Here is a 19,437-nt window from a genome sequence, read left to right on the forward strand (position 1 = left end):
TCGGTGACATATGCTGCAAATGGCTGTCTTCGTCGATGCGGGGTATCTTTATGCCCAAGGCTCTGTGCTCCTCGCTGGCAGCAAGCAGGCACGCACAAAGATACGACTTAACGTCGCAGCGTTACTCGCAGACTTGGTATCCTTGGCAAAAGCGGCAGAGCCTAACGCCCGGCTTCTGCGAATCTACTGGTATGACGGTGTCGCTCGAGGCGGCATTCTCAGTCACGAACAAAAGGCGGTTTCCGAGTCGGAGAACGTCAAATGCAGATTTGGAACGATCAATGGCAGAGGAGAGCAAAAAGGCGTCGACTCACTAATTGTTACCGACTTAATCGAGCTTGCGCGGACGCAAGCGATCTCAGATGCTCTGATCGTTTCGGGCGATGAAGATATTCGCGTTGGCGTCCAGGTAGCCCAGACATATGGCATTCGCGTCCACCTTTTAGGCCTGCATCCCGCACGAAGTTCGCAATCACCCGATCTAATTGCGGAATCTGACACCTTGCAGGAATGGGGTCAAGACACGGTCGAGAAGTGGTTGACCATTGTACCCGATCGCACGCCGGAAAACCCGGTCGTCGCTGGGGCAGCGGATTCGATCGATGCTACGATCGACCAGTATATGAGCGACGTCGAGCCACCCGAAGCCAACGGTATTCTCCAGTACATGGACGACAATCGCAATCAGTTGCCAGCTGATTTCGACCGACCCGCGCTTGCTCGTGCTCGCACAAGCCTGGGACGCGACCTTGATCCCGAACAGCGGAAGGAATTCCGCGCAAAGTTACGCGAGGCTGTCAGGCAGAAGGCTGCGACTGCGCCGTAGGCGCGCGCACCCCGGCGCGCTTGCGCCGCTTGAGTTCGGCTTTCAGATCCTCGGGCTTGGGCGCAACCAGGAAGCCGAAGCTGACCGTCCCATCCTTGGTCTCGACCACATGATGCAACCGGTGCGCCTGGATGATCCGCTTCATATAGGCCGACTTGGGCAGATAGCGCGTCGGGATCCGGCGGTGGACGATGATGTCGTGAAAGCCGAAATAGATCGCGCCATAGGCGGCAATACCCGCGCCGATCCAGGTGAAGCCCTGCCACCAACCGAGCTGGACGCCGAACACCAGCATCGTGATCGACGGCAGTGCGAAGATCACCGCATACAGGTCGTTGAGCTCCCAATTTCCGGTGCGCGGGCGGTGGTGGCTCTCGTGCAGGAACCAGCCGAAGCCGTGCATCACCCAGCGGTGCGCAGCATAAGCGAACAGCTCCATCCCCGCGACGGTGGCAAGAAAGAGCAACAAACCCGAGATCAGCGACATGCGTGCGATATAGCGTGCCACGGCCGTGATAGCGAGTGTTCGCAACTGCGAAGGGGTGGATTCGCGCCCCCGTGTGTGCTTAAGCCCCCCGCAAACCCGACCCTTGGAAAGGCACGCGCTCATGAACATCCACGAATATCAGGCCAAGGAACTCCTGGCGAAATTCGGCGTGCCCGTTCCCGCGGGCTTCGCGGCAATGTCGGTCGAGGAAGCAGTTGCAGCATCGGAAAAGCTCCCCGGGCCGCTCTATGTCGTCAAGGCGCAGATCCACGCCGGCGGCCGCGGCAAGGGCAAGTTCAAGGAACTCGGCCCCGACGCCAAGGGCGGTGTCCGCCTCGCCAAGACCGCTGACGAAGTCCGGGCCGCCGCAACCGACATGCTCGGCAACACGCTGGTGACGATCCAGACCGGCGACGCCGGCAAGCAGGTCAACCGCCTCTACGTCACCGACGGCGTCGACATCGCCAAGGAATTCTACCTGGCGCTGCTCGTCAACCGCGCCACCGGCCGCGTGTCGATGGTCGCCTCGACCGAGGGCGGCATGGACATCGAGACCGTCGCGCACGACACACCCGAGAAGATCCACAGCATCGACATCGACCAGGCGACCGGCTTCCAGCCGCATCACGGCCGTTCGGTTGCCGCAGCGCTCGAGCTCAAGGGCGATCTCGCCAAGCAGGCGTCGTTCGTCGCATCGAAGCTGTACGATGCCTTCATGGGCACCGATGCCGAGCAGATCGAAATCAACCCGCTCGCGGTGACCGATGACGGCAAGCTGATGGTGCTCGACGCCAAGGTCGGCTTCGATAACAACGCGCTGTTCCGCCACAAGGATCTGATGGACCTGCGCGACGAGACCGAGGAAGATCCCTCCGAGCTCGAAGCCTCGAAGTACGACCTGGCGTACATCAAGCTCGACGGCGACATCGGCTGCATGGTCAACGGCGCCGGCCTCGCCATGGCGACGATGGACATCATCAAGCTCAACGGCATGTTCCCGGCCAACTTCCTCGACGTCGGCGGCGGCGCGAACAAGGAGAAGGTGACGGCCGCGTTCAAGCTGATCCTCGCCGATCCGAACGTGAAGGGCATCCTGGTTAACATCTTCGGCGGCATCATGAAGTGCGACATCATCGCCGAGGGCATCGTCGCCGCGGCGAAGGAAGTGAACCTCTCGGTGCCGCTCGTCGTCCGCCTCGAGGGCACCAATGTCGAGGCCGGCAAGGCGATCCTCGCCAATTCGGGCCTCGCGATCGTCCCCGCCAACGATCTCGGCGACGCCGCCAAGAAGATCGTCGCCGAGGTGCAGAAGGCGGCCTGACCGCCCGACGCTACGCTTTGGCGCCAAAGCAGGGGCCCGGACGGAAACGCCCGGGCCCTTTTGCGTTTGGTCCTGTATTCGAGTCGCGCGCGGTGCCGCTACGGCAACCGCGGATGACATACCGGACTTGCGAAAACCGCGCAAAACCGCCATTTGACCACCAGATGCTGCCGAGCAAGAAACTGTCCTGGAAGGAATCCCGATGAGAGTGCTGGTGCCGGTCAAGCGTGTGCTTGATTACAATGTGAAGCCCCGCGTGAAGGCGGACGGAAGCGGGGTCGACCTCGCCAACGTCAAGATGAGCATGAACCCGTTCGACGAGATCGCGGTCGAAGAAGCGATCCGCTTGAAGGACAAGGGCGTCACCGAAATCGTGGTCGTCTCGATCGGCGAGCAGAAGGCGCAGGAAACGCTGCGCACCGCGCTCGCGATGGGCGCCGACCGCGCGATACTGATCGTCTCGGAGACCAAGGTCGAGCCGCTCGGCGTCGCCAAGCTGCTCGCCAAGATCGTCGAGGAGGAAAAGCCCGACCTCGTCATCCTCGGCAAGCAGGCGATCGACGACGACAACAACCAGACCGGCCAGATGCTGGCGGGGCTGCTCGGCGTCGGTCAGGCGACCTTCGCCTCGAAGGTCGAGCTCGCCACCGACAGCGTCACCGTGACGCGCGAAGTCGATGGCGGCTCGGAGACCGAGACGCTCAAATTGCCCGCGATCATTACCGTCGACCTGCGCCTCAACGAGCCGCGCTACGCCTCACTGCCCAACATCATGAAGGCCAAGTCGAAGCCGATGGCGCAGAAGACCGCCGCTGATTACGGCGTCGATGTCAGCCCGCGCCACACCACGCTGAAAGTGGTCGAGCCGGGCAAGCGTTCGGCCGGCGTCAAGGTCGCCGATGTCGACGAACTGGTGATGAAGCTCTCAGCCATGGGGATCAGCAAGTGAAGACGCTCGTCTGGGTCGAACATGATGGTACGTCCGTGAAGGACGCAACCCTCTCCACCGTCACCGCGGCTTCGAAGCTCGGTGAAGTCCACCTCCTCGTCGCCGGCCAAGGCGTCGGCGCGGTCGCCGAAGCCGCGACCAAGCTCGCCGGCGTCGGCAAGGTCCATGTCGCCGACGATGCGGCCTATGCGCATGCATTGGCCGAAAACGTCGCGCCGCTGGTCGTCAAGCTGATGGAGACGCACGACGCCTTCCTCGTGCCCGCGACGACCAACGGCAAGAACATCGCGCCGCGCGTCGCCGCCCTGCTCGACGTGATGCAGATTTCGGACATCCTGTCGGTCGAGGGTGAAGATACCTTCACGCGTCCGATCTACGCCGGCAATGCGATCGCCACCGTCCAGACCAAGGATGCCAAGAAGGTGATCTCGGTCCGCGGCACCGCGTTCGACAAGGTCGCCACCGAAGGCGGTTCGGGCACGATCGAAGCCGTCGACACCACCGGCGATACCGGCCTCTCCACCTATGTCGGCTCGGAAATCGCCGCTTCGGAACGCCCCGAACTGACCTCGGCCAAGATCATCGTCTCGGGCGGTCGGGCGCTCGGCTCGGCCGAGAAGTTCCACGAACTGATCGACCCGCTCGCCGACAAGCTCGGCGCGGGCGTCGGCGCATCGCGCGCCGCCGTCGATGCGGGTTATGCGCCGAACGACTATCAGGTCGGTCAGACCGGCAAGATCGTCGCACCCGCCGTCTATGTCGCAGTCGGTATCTCGGGCGCGATCCAGCATCTCGCCGGGATGAAGGACTCGAAGGTCATCATCGCGATCAACAAGGACGAGGACGCGCCGATCTTCCAGGTCGCTGATCTCGGCCTGGTCGGCGATCTGTTCAAGCTCGTGCCCGAACTGACCGAAAAGCTCTGAGTCCCGGAACGGGCGAGCAACCAGTCGTCAGCCTCGGTTGATCAGAAAGAAGGGGCGGCGCGACGCGGTCGCGGCGCCCCTTTCGTTTGCGCCTCGAAAGCTCAGTTCGCCAATTCGAGCCGGTTCCGCCCCGCATCCTTTGCGCGGTACAATGCCTCGTCGGCGTGGCGCAGCACGTGCTGGCGCGATCGTCCAGCGCCGATCGGTGCCAGCCCCCCGCTGAAGGTAAAGCGTACGTCCTCACCGAAACCCGTCGCAACCGACAGGTCGGCGATCTCGCGCCGCAACCGCTCGCAAATCGCCTGTGCCTCGAACAAATCGGCGTTCCAGATGATCAGGGCGAACTCCTCGCCCCCCAGCCGTGCGAGGACATCCTCGGGACGCAGCGAGCGCCGCGCGACGTCGGCGAAGGCGCAGAGCACCCGGTCGCCGGCGGCGTGGCCATGCGCATCGTTGACGCGCTTGAAGAAATCGAGATCGAGCACCGCGCACACCCCGATGCCGCGCCCCGCCGCGACATCGGCAAGGCGCTGATCGAGCATAAGGTCGAATGCGCGGCGGTTGACGATCCCGGTCAACGGGTCGGTCTGCGCTGCGTGCACCAGCTCGGCCTGCAGGCTCTTGTGCCGCGAGATGTCGCGAACCACGCTCACCGCGCCGACGACGGCGCCGTCCTCGTCGATGATCCCGCGGGTATGGCTCTCGCACCACAAGCGTGCGCCGTCGACCTTCACCCCGCGATATTCGACGATGAAGGTCCTGGTCGGCTCGGCCATCGCCTGGCGATGGATCTGGGCAACGCTCGCACGGTCCTCGGGAAGGATCAGCAATTGCGCCTCGCGTCCGACCAGGCTCGCCGGATCATAGCCGCCGAGCGCCGCGATCGAGGGCGACGCATAGTCGATCCGGCCATCGACCGTCAGCGTCAGGATCACGTCGGTCGAGCCGTCGGCGATCAGCCGATAGCGCGCTTCGCTGGCGCGCAGTGCCACCATCAGCCGCTTGCGCTGCGCGAGCTCGGCCGAGATCAGCAGCGTCATGACGACCGCGGTCGCCAGATAGAGTTGCAGGAACAGCGCGCGCTCGTGCGTCGTACCGGCAATCAGATGGACTGGTCCGCCGCCGCCGATCGTAAAGGCCCCGCCGATCACGGCGACGATCGCGATCGCGATCGCGCCGCCGATCCGGTCGAAGCGGAACGCGGCGATCGTCAAAGGCAGCAGCGGCAGGAACAGCAGCGGGAAGCGCGCCTGGCCGAAGACGAACCGCGAGACCGCGATCGTCAGCAGGATCAGCGCCGCGCCTTCGAGCTTGCGCGCCCGGCGCAGCTTGGCGATGCCCGCGAACATGTCCCCGCTCCGCGCGAGCAGAGCGATCGGCGCGACCGTAATCGTCCCGAGCGCATGGCCGAGATACCAGCTCAGCCAATTGATGGTGAAGCCGGTGTGCGTCACCAGCGAGATCGTCGCGGCGCCGCCAAGCCCCGACAGCGCCGGAGCGATGATCGCCGCCGCGACGATGAACAGCATCACGCCGCGCAACGATCCGAGGTCGGCCCCCGTCCCGCTCCAGCGCTGCAGGAGCCACGCCGCGACGATTGCCTCCGCGACGATGAACAGCGTCAGCAGCGGCGCCCCCGCGAGGCCGATCCCGAACAGCGCGGTGGCGAGGATCCCGCCGACGAGCGCAGCAGCCGCTGGCAATGCCCAATAGCGCTGGGGCCGCAGGACGATTTCGGCGAGGAGCAGGGGGGTCGCAAACCACAGACACGCCGCGCCTCCGCCGAAACGCGTGAAGCGAATCGCGACGGCGGAGGCACCGAAATAGAGCAAGCCGAACAGGCATGCGCGGAGGGCCGACCGGACAGGAGCAGATACACGCTCATTTAACATAGATCAGTCCATACCCAATGTCGGGTTAACAAGACACCGGCAATCTCGCTCAAAATCCTTCGAGCAGGCTGGCAACGTTCGCGCCGAGCGTTTCGATCGCATAGCCCCCTTCCATTGCAACAACACACGGCCAGCCGCAGGCGGCGATATCGCGCGCGAGCCCGCTATAATCGGCGGTGGTCAACTTGAAATGCGAGATCGGGTCGCCCTCCCACGTATCCGCACCGAAGCTCAGGACAAGCAGGTCGGGCGCGAAGCGCTCGATCGCATCGAGCGCGCGGGCTTGCGCCCGTCGGAACGGATCGAGCATCGTACCGTGCGGCAGCGGCAGGTTGAGCGTGGTTCCGCGCCCCGCCCCCTCGCCGACTTCATCGGCATGCCCCCAATAAAACGGATAGTCGCGCACCGGATCGGCATGGACGCTGGCGTAGAATACGTCGCCGCGCTCCCAGAAGATGTCCTGCGTGCCGTTGCCGTGATGATAGTCGATGTCGAGGATCGCAACGCGCCGCGCGCCCGCGTCGCGCGCCGCCTGTGCGGCGATCGCGGCGGTGTTGAGGTAGCAATAGCCACCATAATAATCCGCGCCGGCATGATGGCCGGGCGGGCGACACAGCGCGAAGGCGGCGCGGTCTCCGCCCAGCACGGCGTGCGTCGCGGCAAGCACGCTCTGCGCGCTCCAATAGGCGGCCTCCCACGTCTGCGCGGTAAGCGGGGTCGAGGCGTCGAAGCTGTAGCGCCCGATCTGCCCGTCGATCCGCTCGAGCCGCAACGGCCTGCGCCCGACCACCGGCCAGACATAGCCGATCGCGTCGCCCGGCCGGCCCGCTGCACTCCAGCGGGCCGGCGCCTCGCGCAGGAAAGCAAGATAGTCGGCGCTGTGGACTGCCGCGATCGCCGCCATGCCGTGATCGATCGGGACTTCGGCGCCGCCGATCGCCGCGACGATGTGCTGCGCGCGCGCCGGGGTTTCGGCATAAGCCGTGAAACCGCCGTTGTGCAGCTCGCGCGCCGGCGCGTGCGCAAGCTGGGCGGGGGAGAAGAATTTACGCATGCGGCCTCCGTGCTGGGCAATAGCGCAGGACAAGATAGCCCGCGATCGCCGAAACGATCGACCCTGCCAGCACCCCGATCTTGACCTGGTCCTGCACAGACGGGCTGCCAGGAAAGCCGAGCCCGCCGATGAACAGACTCATCGTGAAGCCGACCCCCGCGATCAGCGCCACGCCATAGAGCTGGATCCAGCGCATCCCCTTGGGCCGCCGCGCGATCCCGAGCCGCTCCGCCAGCGCGACGCCGCCCATGATTCCCGCCTGCTTGCCGAGGAACAGCCCGCCGGCGATGCCGAGCACGAGCGGATTGCCAAGCGTGGCGAGGCTCGCACCGCCAAGCGACACGCCGGCATTGGCGAGCGCGAACAGCGGCACGATACCGAACGCGACCCACGGGCTGAGCGCATGTTCGAGCCGGTGGAGCGGCGAGTGCACGTCGTCGGGCGCGCCGGGCGAGCGCGTGATCGGGATCGTCGTCGCGGCCAGCACCCCGGCGATCGTGGCATGCACGCCCGACAGCAAGACCAGCCACCACAGGGCTGCAAAGCCGATCAGATACGGCCACAACACCCACACCCGGCGCTGCTTCAGCGTGAACATCAGCAGCAATACGCCGAACGCGCCACCGAGCGCGATCCAGTCGATGCCGTGGCTGTAGACGAGCGCGATAATAGCGACTGCGCCGCAATCGTCGACGATCGCGACCGTCGTCAGGAACAGTTTCAGCGCGGGTGGCACGCGGCTGCCGAGCAAGGCGAGCACGCCGATCGCGAAGGCGATGTCGGTCGCCGCCGGGATCGCCCAGCCCGGGCGCAAGTCCGCGGCGCCACCGGTGATGGCAAGATAGACCATCGCCGGCGCCGCCATCCCTGCCGCGGCGGCGATGATCGGCAAGCGCCGCCGCGCGGGGCTCGCCAATTGCCCGTCGATCAGTTCGCGCTTGATCTCGAGCCCGACGAGCAGGAAGAAGATCGCCATCAGACCGTCGTTGATCCACAGATCGACCGTCATAGCGCCGATTGCCGGCGCGAGCGTCGGACCCGTCGCGTAATGGAGCAGCGCGAAATAGGAGCCGGCGAGCGGCGAATTGGCAAGGATCAGCGCGAGCGCCGCGGCCGCCATCAAGACGATCCCGCCTGCGGCTTCTTGGCGCAGGAAAGTACGGAGCGCCGACCGCACGCGGCGGAACGGCGCAGACGGGCTGCGCTCGATCATAGCCCTACCCTATCGCCGCGCGACACAAAGACCAGCATGATCGGCGCGCCGACCTCCGATGGCCGCAAGGTCGCCTAGCGCGCCAGCGCCTCGGCGATCAGCTTGCGCGAGTTCTCGACCCCGTAGAGCGCGATGAAGCTCCCCATCCGCGGCCCCTGGCTCGATCCGAGCAGCGTCTCGTATTGCGCCTTGAACCAGTCGCGCAGATTTTCGAAGCCGCCGGTCTTGCCGATCTCGTAGACGATGTTCTGGATGTCCTCGGCACTCGCGCCTTCGGGCAAGGCCGCGAGTTCGGCGTCGAGCCGCGCCAGCGCCGCCGCCTCGACCGCGTCGGGCCCACGCTTGACGAGCGTCGGCGCGACGAAATCGCGGCCATAGGCCAGCGCATAGTCGATCAGCCGGTCGAGCTCGGGATAGGCTTCGGGCGTCGCCTCGGGCAGGTAATTGGCGAGATAGCCCCACACTTGCGGCTTGGTCGCCTCGCCCATCACGCTGACGAGGTTGAGCAGCAGCCCGAAGGTCACCGGCAGCGTCGCGCTCGGCACCTTGCCGTCATGGATGTGATGGACCGGATTGCCGAGCCGCTCCTTGATCTCCTGCGTCGGCCAGGCGGCGCGGAACTGCCAGTAATCGTCGACCGCGCGCGGGATCACCCCCATGTGGAGCGACTTGGCCTTTTTGGGCTCGCGATAGATGTAGAAAGCGAGGCTCTCCTGCGGGCCATAGGTCAGCCATTCCTCGATCCCCAGGCCATTGCCCTTCGACTTGGAGATTTTCTCGCCCTTCTCGTCGAGGAACATTTCGTAATTGAACCCCTCGGGCGGCCGCCCGCCGAGCACGCGCGCGATCTTCGAGCTCTGCGTGACCGAGTCGATCAGGTCCTTGCCCGCCATCTCATAATCGACGCCGAGTGCGACCCAGCGCATCGCCCAATCGACCTTCCATTGCAGCTTGGCCTGCCCGCCGAGGATCGATTGTTCGATCCGCTCGCCTTCATCGTCGAAGGCGATCATCCCGGCCTCGGCGTCGAGCACTTCGACCGGCACCTGCAGCACGATCCCGCTCTTCGGGCTGATCGGCAGCACCGGCGAATAGGTCGCCTGGCGCTCTTTCCGCAGCGTCGGCAGCATCACGTCCATGATGCCCCGATAGTGCCGCAGCACGCCCTTCAGCGCGTCGTCGAACACGCCGCCGGTGTAGTAATCGGTCGACGAGACGAACTCGTAATCGAAGCCGTAATCGTCGAGGAATTGCCGCAGCATCGCATTGTTGTGTGCAGCGAAGCTCTCGTGCGTGCCGAACGGATCGGGGATGCGCGTCAGCGGCTTGCCGAGATGTTCGGCGAGCATCGCCTTGTTGGGGACGTTGTCGGGCACCTTGCGCAAGCCGTCCATATCGTCGCTGAACGCGATCAGCCGCGTCGGCGTGTCGGAAAGCGCGTGAAAGGCGTGGCGCACCATCGAGGTGCGCAGCACTTCGTTGAAGGTGCCGATGTGCGGCAGCCCCGAGGGGCCATAGCCCGTCTCGAACAGCACCGGCGCGCCCTTGCCCTGCGGATAGCGCTTGAGCAGCTTGCGCGCCTCTTCATACGGCCAGGCTTTGGAGTCGAAGGCGGCGGTGCGGAGGTCATCGGTCATGCACAGCGACTAGCGCCACACGACGCCCACGTCATCCCCGTCGCATGGCCGCGTCCGGGCGCGCGCTATTCTCGGCAAATGCCGCGATGCCGCCATTCCTGGGATCCTACGGATAATTCTCCACAATCGATTCCCCCTATAGAGATAAGGATCATTATCTCTCGTTAGTAGAGTAATGACTCGACAATTTGCCCGTTACTCTGCAGCTTACCGCAAATAACGCGATCATTTTCCTACTGCCAAGGAATACGAAATGACGCCATACGACGCTCTGAACGCGATCCTGTTGTACGGCGTACTTGGTTTAGTCGGCCAGGGCACCCGTGCCGTCGTCGGACTTAAGAACAACAGGGCGTCGGGCACGACCACCCCGTCAGCGCAATCCGTATTCAGCTTCGCCTATTTTGGCATCAGCCTGATGATCGGCTTTATTGCCGGCGTCCTATACGGTCTTTCAACCAGTTTTTCCGCAGCGGCGACGCTTGACCCAAAGACGCTCATCACGATCGCCGGTTTTGGCTATCTCGGGGCCGATTTTGTCGAGAATGCCGCATCGATTTTCATTCCGGCCGCCCCACCCGCGCCGACCGCTGCGCCGGCCCCGATACCCGCACCGGCACCATCACCATCGCCATCCCTTGCGTCGGCCGCACTCCCCATCTCGGCGGTCGAATCGAAGGTCGCCGCGCTCCCTTCGCCAGCCGCTCACCTCACCGCGGCGCTCGGAATCGTTCTGCCGCACGTCAAGACGTCCGTCTGGAGCCCGGCGCTAATCGCGGCTTTCGCTCGGTATGACCTGTCGAACGCAAGGCGCATAGCGGCGGCGATCGGGCAGTTCGCGGTAGAAGCCGGCGCGGGCTTCCAGGAGGTGGTGGAAAATCTCAACTACACCCACGCCGAACGGCTTCACGCCGTTTTCCCGCATGCGTTTCCGAGCATCGCCGATGCCGAGCCTTATGTCGGGCATCCCGAAAAAATCGGCAACCGCGTCTATGCCAACCGGCTCGGCAATGGCGACGTGGCGTCGGGCGACGGCTTTCGGTTCCGCGGCCGCGGTCTCATCCAGCTGACCGGGCGCGACGAATATGCCGAGTTCGGATCGACCCTCGGCAAGACCGCAGACGAGGCATCCGCCTATTGCGAAACGGCCGAAGGCGCGGCGATGTCGGGCTGCTGGTATCTCGCGTCGCGCGGCTGCCTGCCGCTGGCCGACACATGGCAGCTCTCGACGATCACCAAGAAGGTCAACGGTACCGCGATGCTCGGCAATGCAGAACGCATCGCCTATGCCGAAGCGATGCGGAAGGCGCTCGGCGGATAAACGACCGCCATCCGAGGCGTGCGGAGGTTGCCATTTCGTTCTCTTCCGGCGATATACCGCCAGTGCCCACGCTTCCCTATCCCGCGCTCCATGCGAGCCACAGCGGCATCTGGATCGCCGATGCCGAGGGCACGCGGCCGATCGGGCGCGGCGAGGCGATCCGCATTGCCGCCGATACCCCCGTCATCCTGCTCAACGCCGCCTTGATCGGCCAGCGGCTCGGCTATGCCGACCTGTCGGGGCTCGATCTGCTCGAATTGTTCGCCTTCCTCTGCCCGGCGCGCTTCATGGTGCCGACGCCGCGCGGGCTCGCGCGCGTCGCCGGGCTCGAAGCGCCGAGCGAAGACGGCCAGATCGCCGCCTTCCTGCGCGACGCGGCCGAAGCTTTGCTCGGTATGACCGCCCCCGGTGGTGACTGGCCCGAGCGCGAGGGCGCCTGGACCGCGGCGCAATCCTTGTTCAAGCTCCGCTGGACCTGGGCGCCGATCCTCGCGCAGCGGCTCAAGACCCCCGACGTCGCCGAACGCTGGCTGTTTTCGAAACTCGGCGAATGGTCGGAGGGCGCGCCGCGCCCGCAGCCGCGCACGGTGACGCTCGACGTTGATGAGACTCAGGCCCGCCTCGCTCGCCTCACCGGCAGCGCCGCCGAGCAACGCTCGGGGCAACGCGCCTATGCTCAAGCAGCGCGCGAGGCGTTCGGCCCCCGCATGGCGCAGGGCGCGCCCAACATGGTGCTCGCCGAAGCCGGCACCGGGATCGGCAAGACGCTCGGCTATCTCGCACCCGCCTCGCTCTGGGCCGAGAAGGCCGATGGCGCGGTGTGGGTATCGACCTTCACCAAGGCGCTGCAGCGCCAATTGGGGCATGAAAGCGCACGCCTCTTCCCCGACGCCGCGACGCGCCGCGCCAAAGTCGTCACGCGCAAGGGTCGCGAGAATTACCTCTGCCTCCTCAATCTCGAGGATGCGCTGCAGGGCGGGTTCGCCGGCCGCGCCGCGATCCTCGCGCAGCTCGTCGCGCGCTGGGCGGCGTATAGCGCCGATGGCGACATGGTCGGCGGCGACCTCCCCGGCTGGCTCCCCACGCTGTTCCGCCGCAACGGCGCGACCGCGCTGACCGACCGGCGCGGCGAATGCGTCTATGCCGGCTGCCCACATTACCGGAAGTGCTTCATCGAAAAGGCCGCGCGCGCGAGTGCCGACGCCGATCTCGTCATCGCCAACCATGCTTTGGTGATGGTCAACGCCGCGCGCGGCCGCGAATCGACGACGCGCCCGACGCGCTACGTGTTCGACGAAGGCCATCACCTGTTCGATGCCGCCGACGCGATGTTTTCGACCGCGCTCACCGGTGCCGAGACGATCGAGCTGCGCCGCTGGGTGCTCGGCCCCGAATCGGGCGGGCGCGGGCGGCGGCGGGGTCTCGCCGCGCGTCTCTCCGACGTGGCGAGCTATGACGAAGGCGGCGCCCGCGCGATCGCCGATGCGGTGGCGGCGGCGCAGGGTCTCGCGAGCGACGGCTGGCTCCAGCGGATCGGCGAAGGCGCGCCGTTCGGACCGATCGAGACGTTGCTCGCCGCGGTGCGCGGCCTCACCTACGCCCGCGCCGAAGCGGAAGGCGACGCGGGCTACGCGCTCGAAACCGAACTTGCCGAGCCCGACCCCGGCCTGATCGAAGCGGCTGGCCCCGCCGCACACGCGCTCGATTCGCTCGTCCGCCCCTTGGTCGCGCTCGGCCGCCGGCTCGAGGCGGTGCTCGACGAAGGCCCCGACTGGATGGACGGCCCCGCACGCGCGCGCATCGAAGGTGCGGTCGCCTCACTCGGCTGGCGCGCCGAGACGGTCGCGGCGTGGCTGTCGCTGCTCGCACGGATCGGCCGGCCGGCCTCGCCCGATTTCGTCGACTGGCTCGCGGTCGACCGCGTCGAGGGGCGCGAATACGACATCGGCCTCCACCGCCACTGGCTCGACCCGACGCGCCCCTTCGCCGAGACCGTGCTCAAGCAGGCGCACGGCGTGCTCGTCACCTCGGCGACCTTGCGCGGCGGTGGCGACTGGGACGTCGCCGAGGCGCGCACCGGCGCCAACCATCTGCTGCGCGGCGCGAGCCGGTTCGAGGCGATCTCGCCGTTCAATTATGCCGACCAGGCCGAGGTGCTGATCGTCACCGACGTCAAGCGCGGCGACATGGGCGCGCTCGCCAATGCCTATGCCAAGCTCGGCGTGGCGAGCGGCGGCGGGATGCTCGGCCTGTTCACCGCGATCCGCCGGCTGCGCGGCGTCCATGCCCGCATCGCCGACCGGCTCGCGCGGGAGGGCCTGCCGCTCTATGCGCAGCATGTCGATCCGATCGACACCGGCACTTTGGTCGACATCTTCCGCGACGATCCCGCCGCCTCGCTGCTCGGCACCGACGCTTTGCGCGACGGGGTGGACGTGCCCGGCCGCTCGCTCCGCCTCGTCGTGCTCGAGGGCGTGCCCTGGCCCAAGCCGACCGTGCTGCACGCCGCGCGGCGCCTCGCCGGTGGCGGCAGCAGCTATGACGACCGGATCGTCCGCGCCCGGCTCGCCCAGGCATTCGGGCGGCTGATCCGTCGCGCCGACGATCATGGGCTGTTCGTCCTGCTCTCCGCAGCGATGCCGTCGCGGCTGCTCACCGCTTTCCCTCCGGGGGTAAAGATCACGCGCTGCACGCTCGACGAGGCGGTCGCGCGTGCGGGAGCGCTTCCCTCTGGCGTCCAAACGGGGCATGAGGCGCGCGAACCCGCCTGACGGAGATCCGCATGACCGCCGGCACCAAGACGCTGACGCTGCTCCGCCACGCCAAATCGGGCTGGGACGACCCCGCCTTGCGCGATTACGATCGCGGCCTCAACGCCAAGGGCAAGCGCGCCGCCGCGCTGATCGGCGGGCATCTGCGCAGCGTCCCGGAGGCATTCGACCATGTCGTGGCATCACCCGCGGTGCGCGTCGCCGAAACGCTCGAACAGGTCGAGAGCGGCTATGGCCGGACGCTCGCACCGCAATGGGACCGGCGAATCTATCTCGCTTCGGCGGTGACCTTGCTCGACATCGTTCACGAGACGCCGGCCGACACTACGCATCTATTGCTCGTCGGGCACAATCCCGGTCTCGAGGACCTCGCGATGCTGCTCGTGCCCAATTCGGACGAGCCGCTGCGCGTCGCGCTCGAGGCAAAATATCCGACCGCGACGATCGCCGAGCTCAGCTTCGATGGTGCATGGGCCGACCTCGCGGCGGGCGGCGCACGGCTGACGCGCTTCGTCCGCCCGCGCGATCTCGATCCAGCGCTCGGCCCCGACGAAGACTGAGCCTCACACCTTCCCGAACAGGCCCTTCAGTCCCGCCAGGGCGCCGGCGGGTTTGGCTTCTTCCTCGCTGATCACGCCGGCCTCGCGCAAGGCGGCCGCGGCATTGGGCCCACGCGGAAAGGGATCGAGCGCGAGCGCCATCGTCTCCGCCGCCGCTTCGCCGAGATCGATCGCCGCGCCGTCATACGGCATCGTGTCGAGCGCATCGAGATCGAGTTCGATTTCTTCCTCGGCCGCACTTTCCGCTTCGGTGACGAAGCGCAAGGCGACGTCTTCCGCTACCGTCTGCGGCAAGGGTTCGTCGGTCACCGAGCAGGCTTGGACGACCGCCGCGCTGACGGCACCCCGCGCGACGACGCCCGCGGCATCGCGCTTGACCCGGAACGTCGCCTCGAGCCGATCGACCGAGATCAGCCCGAAGCGTGTCGCGAGCGCCGCGCGTTCGGCTTCGCTCGCGACGATCGCGACGCTGCGCTCGCCCTCGCCGATCGTGTCGATCCGCTCGAGCCGCGAGAATTCGGGGGTACTCACGCTACGTCTCCTGCAATCACCGAATCGGTCGACCGCGCCGCCAGCGTATCGCGCAGCGCGAACAAGGCGGCCTGGGTATGTGCGACCGCAGCGTCTTCCGGCACGCCGCTGCGATAGAGGTTGCGCGCCATCGCACTACGCAGATCGTTCACGGCCAGCCCATCGCGATACGCGCCGAGCCGCCCGCCGAGCATCCCCATCATCTTGCCGATATGCTTGCCGACGCCGATGTCGCCGATGCCGCTCTCGCGCAATTGTCCGTCCATGTCGGTGACGAAGCGCTCGGTCAGTCGCGCGCTCGCTAGCCCCGCGTCGGGCACATCCTCGAGCCGCAGCAGGACGAGCGACAGCACGGCGGCGACCATGTCGAAGCGCCCGTCGAGCGTATCGGGAACGCCGCCCGCTTCATACCAATGCGGCGCGCGCGCAATCGCGATCACGCGGTCGTAGAGCAGTGCCGCGGTGTCGTCGGGTGCGTGTCCCAGCAGCTTCGAAAACCAGCCCAAAAGTGTCGTGTCCCTTCGCGCCCTTGTTTGGCCGCCTTTCCCGGCATATTGAGGCTTCGTGTCCGCGGGTGCAATGCGTCGTGGCCAGCTTTGGTGCCTTGGAGAGTGTCGATGAGCCTTAAGTCCGTCCGCCAGTTGACGGCTGCCGCCCTCCTCGCATCGTGCGTGTTCGGGGCGAGCGCCTGCGTGCCGCTCAAGTCGCACCAGGGCTATGTCATCGACGCCGATCTGGTGAACTCGGTCCAGACCGGGACCGACACGCGCCAGTCGGTGCTCGCGACGCTCGGCAAGCCGACCTTCACCTCCGAATTCAACCAGGGCGACTGGTATTACGTATCGCGCGAGACGCGCAATTACGCCTATAACAACCCGCATGTCCGCGATCAGACGACGCTGCGGATCAGCTTCGACGACAAGGGCAATGTCAGCGCGGTGCGCCGCTCGGGCGTCGAGCAGGTCGCGTCGATCAGCCCGTCGGGCAAGACCACGCCGACGCTCGGCAAGAAGCGCAGCTTCTTCGATGAGCTGTTCGGCAATATCGGCACGGTCGGCGCGGTCGGCGGCGGCGGGCAGCCCGGCCAGAGCAACACCGGTGGTGGTCGCGATACGCCGTGACGGCGGCGCAATCCTGACGGATTGCTGACGAACGCATTCGCATTGCGTTCAGTGGCGGGGTGCGAAATCCTCTTCATGGCCTGGCCGCTCTCTGGCCGGCTGGAGATGGAGGATACAGTGCGTAAGCTGATTTTGACCGCTGTGATGGCGGCGACCTTGGTTCCCGTCGCTGCAAGCGCGCAATCGAACGACGAGCTGCGGCGCGACCGGCGCGACATCCGCCAGGAGCAGCGCGACCTGCAGGATGCGCGGATGCGTGGCGACCGGCGCGACATTCGCGACCAGCGTGAGGACGTCCGCGACGCCCGCCAGGAATATCGCGAGGATCTGCGCGATCGCGACCGCGCCTGGGGCCGCGACGACTGGCGCGGCTGGCGTGACCGCAACCCGAACGTCTATGCCCGCGGCGGCTGGAACGCGCCGTTCCGCTACACCGTCTTCCGCCCCGGCCTGCGCATCGCGCCGACCTATTATGGCGGCCGCTACATCATCGCCGATCCGTGGCGCTATCACCTGCGTCGCCCGGCATTCGGCCAGCAATGGGTGCGGCATTATGACGACGTGATCCTCGTCGACACCCGGCGCGGCTATGTCGTCGACGTGGTCCGCGGCTTCTACCGCTAATCCTGTTCGTCACGGGCGCGACCGTCCCCCGCACGGGGGGCGGTCGTCGTTCAGCGAATCGTGAAGCGCACTTCATCGACCACGCGTCCTGCGACGTCCGTCAGGCGGAGGCGGTGGACTCCCGGCGGAGCGATGATCTCGGGCTGCGAATCGGCAGCCCCGAGTTCGGTCTTGTCGAGCCACAGCCGGTGCGCGACGACCGCGCCCGACACATCGACCGACAGCCTTTGCCGATCGGACGGGATGTCGGGATCGATCGCATAGACGCTGCCCGACACCGGATTGGTAATGCGCGGGCGACGCGATTCGGCGGGGGCGACGGCGATCTGCGTCTGGCCCGTTCCGGACAGGAAATATTCGGTGCGCGGCTGTTCGATCGCGTTCGCGAAGGTGATCGCGCGCGCTTCGATTCCCGGCGGGCGCGGGGGCGGGCTGCCGCGTGTGTCGGCGTTGAGCGCGAGCATGATGTCGCGCCACACGGGCGCCGCGCCGCTGACACCCGAGACGGCACGCATCGAATCGCCCTCGAGATTGCCGACCCAAACCGCGACCGTGTATTTGTGCGTGAAGCCGATGCACCAATTGTCGCGCAACGCCTTGCTCGTCCCCGTCTTCACCGCCGCCCAGAAGGGCAAATGCAGCGCCGAATCGAGCCCGAACGTCACCGCGCGGGCATTCGAATCGGCCATCATGTCGGCGACGAGCCACGCCGCCTGCGGGGTCGTGATCGCATGCGGCGACTCGCGCGATGCATCCATCGTAAGGCGCAGCGGCGACCAGCGGCCGGCTTGCTCCAGGCTGCGATAGGCGGCTGCCTGTTCGAGCAGCGTGACTTCGGCCGAGCCAAGCGCGAGCGAGAAGCCGTAATAATCGCCATCCTCGACCAGTCCGCGATACCCCGTGTCCCACAGCCGATCGCGAAACGCATCGACCCCGACGAGCAGCAGCGTGCGCACCGCGGGCACGTTGAGCGACCCTGCCAGCGCCGCGCGTGCCGACACCGGCCCCTTGAAGCCGCGATCGTAATTCTGCGGGACGTACAGCCCCGAGGCGGTGTCGAGCTGGACCGGCGAATCGTCGAGGATCGAGGCCGGGGTGAGATACCCCTTCTCGATCGCCTGCGCGTAAAGGAAGGGTTTCAGCGTCGATCCCGCCTGTCGATAGCTGTTCGCGCCATCGACCGCGGGCGCGGTCGAGGCGCCGCCGATCCCGCCGACATAGGCGAGCACGTCGCCGGTCGCGTTGTCGATCACCACAACCGCGCCGTCGCGCGCGCGGGCTGCGCCAAGGCCCTGCAGCTGGCGTTTGAGCGCGACGATCGCGAGGCTCTGGATGCGGCGGTCGAGCGTGGTGATGACCTTGAGTCCGGGCTTGGCCAGCAAGCGATCGGAGAGATGCGGCGCGAGGCCGGGATCGAGCTGCAGGCTGCGCGCCGGGCCGAGCATCGACGCCGCCTCGCCTGCAAAACGTGCGCAATCGGGCTCGTGGCTGACGGCGCAGGCGCGCCGCGCGACGCTCGCGGGGGCAGCCTGCGGATCGGGGAGGAGCGCGGCGAGCAACAGCGCATCGTCGCGTGCCAGCGCGTCAGGGGTCTTGCCGAACAGCCCGAGCGCCGCCGCGCCGATCCCCTGCGCCTCGCCGCGGAAACCCGCGAGGTTGAGATAGGCCTCGAGGATCTCGTCCTTCGACCAATGCGATTCGAGCGCCCAGGCGGCGCGCATCTGGCGGAGCTTGTCCCAGAGGTGGCGCTGGCCCGGCACGGCGAGATCGGGCGCGAGGAAGCCGGCGACCTGCATCGACAGCGTGCTCGCGCCGCGCTCGCGCGTCCCCTGCGCGCGGTCGCGCGCGACGCCGAGCAAGGCGAGCCAATCGACCCCGCCATGATGGAAGAAGCGGCGATCCTCGACGCCGACGATCGTCTCGCGTGTGACCGGCGAGACATGGTCGAGCGGCGTCCAGGCGAGTCGTCGCGCCGCGAAATCGACGCGTGCGCTGTCGATCAGCACGCCGTTACGATCGTAGAGCCAGGCCTCGGACGGGTGCCACGCAGCGCGGACCTGCGCATAGCCGGGCAGCGGCGGGGGGAGCGTGGCGTAATCGATCGCGACAAAGGCGACGAGCGCCAGCGCTAGCGCCGAAACCGTCATCCCCTGACGGGTACGCAGCATTCTCCAGAGCGCCACGGCTCTTCCGCGGATGCTGGA

General features: G+C 66.7%; 17 protein-coding genes. 9 read left to right on the forward strand and 8 right to left on the reverse strand.

Annotation, left to right across the window (positions count from 1 at the left end):
- Window positions 1-19: 19 nt before the first annotated feature.
- Window positions 20-826 carry an NYN domain-containing protein gene (locus tag RH90_RS04980; protein WP_157134519.1) on the forward strand — a complete coding sequence of 269 codons (807 nt, stop codon included), beginning with the start codon at window positions 20-22 and terminating at the stop codon, window positions 824-826.
- On the opposite strand, the gene RH90_RS04985 is transcribed toward RH90_RS04980, so the two are convergent.
- Entirely contained in the window at window positions 798-1,313 is a 516-nt protein-coding gene (locus RH90_RS04985; RefSeq protein ID WP_029625044.1) for a sterol desaturase family protein, read from the reverse strand. The two genes, RH90_RS04980 and RH90_RS04985, sit on opposite strands and share 29 nt — an antisense overlap.
- Window positions 1,314-1,434: 121 nt before the next feature.
- Between RH90_RS04985 and sucC the strand changes: the two genes are divergently transcribed.
- The 3 genes from sucC (at window position 1,435) to RH90_RS05000 (ending at window position 4,509) form a co-directional block, all read left to right on the forward strand.
- The gene (gene sucC, locus RH90_RS04990) at window positions 1,435-2,634 is read left to right on the forward strand and encodes an ADP-forming succinate--CoA ligase subunit beta (RefSeq protein WP_010184260.1); all 1,200 of its coding nucleotides are present in this window, start codon (window positions 1,435-1,437) and stop codon (window positions 2,632-2,634) included.
- A 202-nt stretch (window positions 2,635-2,836) separates the two neighbouring features.
- Window positions 2,837-3,583, forward strand: coding sequence for an electron transfer flavoprotein subunit beta/FixA family protein (locus tag RH90_RS04995; RefSeq protein ID WP_010184261.1), 747 nt, complete (start codon window positions 2,837-2,839; stop codon window positions 3,581-3,583).
- Window positions 3,580-4,509: an electron transfer flavoprotein subunit alpha/FixB family protein gene (locus RH90_RS05000; RefSeq protein WP_010184262.1), complete on the forward strand. Its 930-nt coding sequence runs from the start codon at window positions 3,580-3,582 to the stop codon at window positions 4,507-4,509. The genes RH90_RS04995 and RH90_RS05000 overlap by 4 nt, the downstream gene beginning before the upstream one ends.
- 101 nt (window positions 4,510-4,610) lie before the next feature.
- On the opposite strand, the gene RH90_RS05005 is transcribed toward RH90_RS05000, so the two are convergent.
- From RH90_RS05005 to RH90_RS05020, 4 genes are all read right to left on the reverse strand, one after another.
- Entirely contained in the window at window positions 4,611-6,401 is a 1,791-nt protein-coding gene (locus tag RH90_RS05005; protein ID WP_029625045.1) for a sensor domain-containing diguanylate cyclase, read from the reverse strand.
- A gap of 49 nt (window positions 6,402-6,450) precedes the next feature.
- Complete coding sequence (locus RH90_RS05010) at window positions 6,451-7,455, reverse strand: histone deacetylase family protein (RefSeq protein ID WP_010184264.1); 1,005 nt, start codon at window positions 7,453-7,455, stop codon at window positions 6,451-6,453.
- A complete protein-coding gene (gene nhaA, locus RH90_RS05015) occupies window positions 7,448-8,668 on the reverse strand; it encodes a Na+/H+ antiporter NhaA (RefSeq protein ID WP_010184265.1) in 1,221 nt (406 codons plus the stop codon). The genes RH90_RS05010 and nhaA overlap by 8 nt, the downstream gene beginning before the upstream one ends.
- A 74-nt stretch (window positions 8,669-8,742) precedes the next feature.
- Window positions 8,743-10,305 (reverse strand): lysine--tRNA ligase, encoded by a 1,563-nt coding sequence (locus RH90_RS05020; protein WP_010184266.1) that lies wholly within the window; start codon window positions 10,303-10,305, stop codon window positions 8,743-8,745.
- A 253-nt stretch (window positions 10,306-10,558) separates the two neighbouring features.
- Between RH90_RS05020 and RH90_RS21985 the strand changes: the two genes are divergently transcribed.
- The 3 genes from RH90_RS21985 (at window position 10,559) to RH90_RS05035 (ending at window position 14,957) form a co-directional block, all read left to right on the forward strand.
- On the forward strand, window positions 10,559-11,626 hold the full coding sequence (locus RH90_RS21985; RefSeq protein ID WP_010184267.1) for a glycoside hydrolase family 19 protein: 1,068 nt from the start codon (window positions 10,559-10,561) through the stop codon (window positions 11,624-11,626).
- 62 nt (window positions 11,627-11,688) lie between these two features.
- A complete protein-coding gene (locus RH90_RS05030; RefSeq protein WP_010184268.1) occupies window positions 11,689-14,397 on the forward strand; it encodes an ATP-dependent DNA helicase in 2,709 nt (902 codons plus the stop codon).
- Between the two features lie 11 nt (window positions 14,398-14,408).
- Window positions 14,409-14,957 carry a SixA phosphatase family protein gene (locus RH90_RS05035; protein WP_010184269.1) on the forward strand — a complete coding sequence of 183 codons (549 nt, stop codon included), beginning with the start codon at window positions 14,409-14,411 and terminating at the stop codon, window positions 14,955-14,957.
- 3 nt (window positions 14,958-14,960) lie between these two features.
- Here the strand turns inward: RH90_RS05035 and RH90_RS05040 are convergent, their stop codons facing one another.
- A complete protein-coding gene (locus tag RH90_RS05040; protein WP_010184270.1) occupies window positions 14,961-15,488 on the reverse strand; it encodes a YceD family protein in 528 nt (175 codons plus the stop codon).
- Window positions 15,485-15,994, reverse strand: a complete 510-nt coding sequence (locus RH90_RS05045; protein ID WP_010184271.1) for a ubiquinol-cytochrome C chaperone family protein — start codon at window positions 15,992-15,994, stop codon at window positions 15,485-15,487. The genes RH90_RS05040 and RH90_RS05045 overlap by 4 nt, the downstream gene beginning before the upstream one ends.
- 111 nt (window positions 15,995-16,105) lie before the next feature.
- Between RH90_RS05045 and RH90_RS05050 the strand changes: the two genes are divergently transcribed.
- Window positions 16,106-16,609, forward strand: a complete 504-nt coding sequence (locus tag RH90_RS05050; RefSeq protein WP_010184272.1) for an outer membrane protein assembly factor BamE — start codon at window positions 16,106-16,108, stop codon at window positions 16,607-16,609.
- A 117-nt stretch (window positions 16,610-16,726) separates the two neighbouring features.
- Window positions 16,727-17,233, forward strand: a complete 507-nt coding sequence (locus RH90_RS05055) for an RcnB family protein (RefSeq protein WP_029625050.1) — start codon at window positions 16,727-16,729, stop codon at window positions 17,231-17,233.
- Between the two features lie 50 nt (window positions 17,234-17,283).
- On the opposite strand, the gene pbpC is transcribed toward RH90_RS05055, so the two are convergent.
- Window positions 17,284-19,401, reverse strand: a complete 2,118-nt coding sequence (pbpC, locus tag RH90_RS05060; protein WP_198283386.1) for a penicillin-binding protein 1C — start codon at window positions 19,399-19,401, stop codon at window positions 17,284-17,286.
- Window positions 19,402-19,437: the final 36 nt, after the last annotated feature.

Source organism: Sphingomonas sp. PAMC 26605, assembly GCF_000241485.1.
In the GTDB taxonomy this organism is placed as follows: Bacteria; Pseudomonadota; Alphaproteobacteria; order Sphingomonadales; family Sphingomonadaceae; genus Sphingomonas.

Coding starts and splice junctions, on each gene's coding strand:
- nhaA (WP_010184265.1), bottom strand. CDS start 8,668: ATGATCGAGCGCAGCCCGTCTGCGCCGTTCCGCCGCGTGCGGTCGGCG.
- RH90_RS04985 (WP_029625044.1), bottom strand. CDS start 1,313: ATGTCGCTGATCTCGGGTTTGTTGCTCTTTCTTGCCACCGTCGCGGGG.
- RH90_RS05035 (WP_010184269.1), top strand. CDS start 14,409: ATGACCGCCGGCACCAAGACGCTGACGCTGCTCCGCCACGCCAAATCG.
- RH90_RS05020 (WP_010184266.1), bottom strand. CDS start 10,305: ATGACCGATGACCTCCGCACCGCCGCCTTCGACTCCAAAGCCTGGCCG.
- RH90_RS04995 (WP_010184261.1), top strand. CDS start 2,837: ATGAGAGTGCTGGTGCCGGTCAAGCGTGTGCTTGATTACAATGTGAAG.
- RH90_RS05005 (WP_029625045.1), bottom strand. CDS start 6,401: ATGTTAAATGAGCGTGTATCTGCTCCTGTCCGGTCGGCCCTCCGCGCA.
- pbpC (WP_198283386.1), bottom strand. CDS start 19,401: ATGCTGCGTACCCGTCAGGGGATGACGGTTTCGGCGCTAGCGCTGGCG.
- RH90_RS21985 (WP_010184267.1), top strand. CDS start 10,559: ATGACGCCATACGACGCTCTGAACGCGATCCTGTTGTACGGCGTACTT.
- RH90_RS04980 (WP_157134519.1), top strand. CDS start 20: ATGGCTGTCTTCGTCGATGCGGGGTATCTTTATGCCCAAGGCTCTGTG.
- RH90_RS05050 (WP_010184272.1), top strand. CDS start 16,106: ATGAGCCTTAAGTCCGTCCGCCAGTTGACGGCTGCCGCCCTCCTCGCA.
- RH90_RS05010 (WP_010184264.1), bottom strand. CDS start 7,455: ATGCGTAAATTCTTCTCCCCCGCCCAGCTTGCGCACGCGCCGGCGCGC.
- sucC (WP_010184260.1), top strand. CDS start 1,435: ATGAACATCCACGAATATCAGGCCAAGGAACTCCTGGCGAAATTCGGC.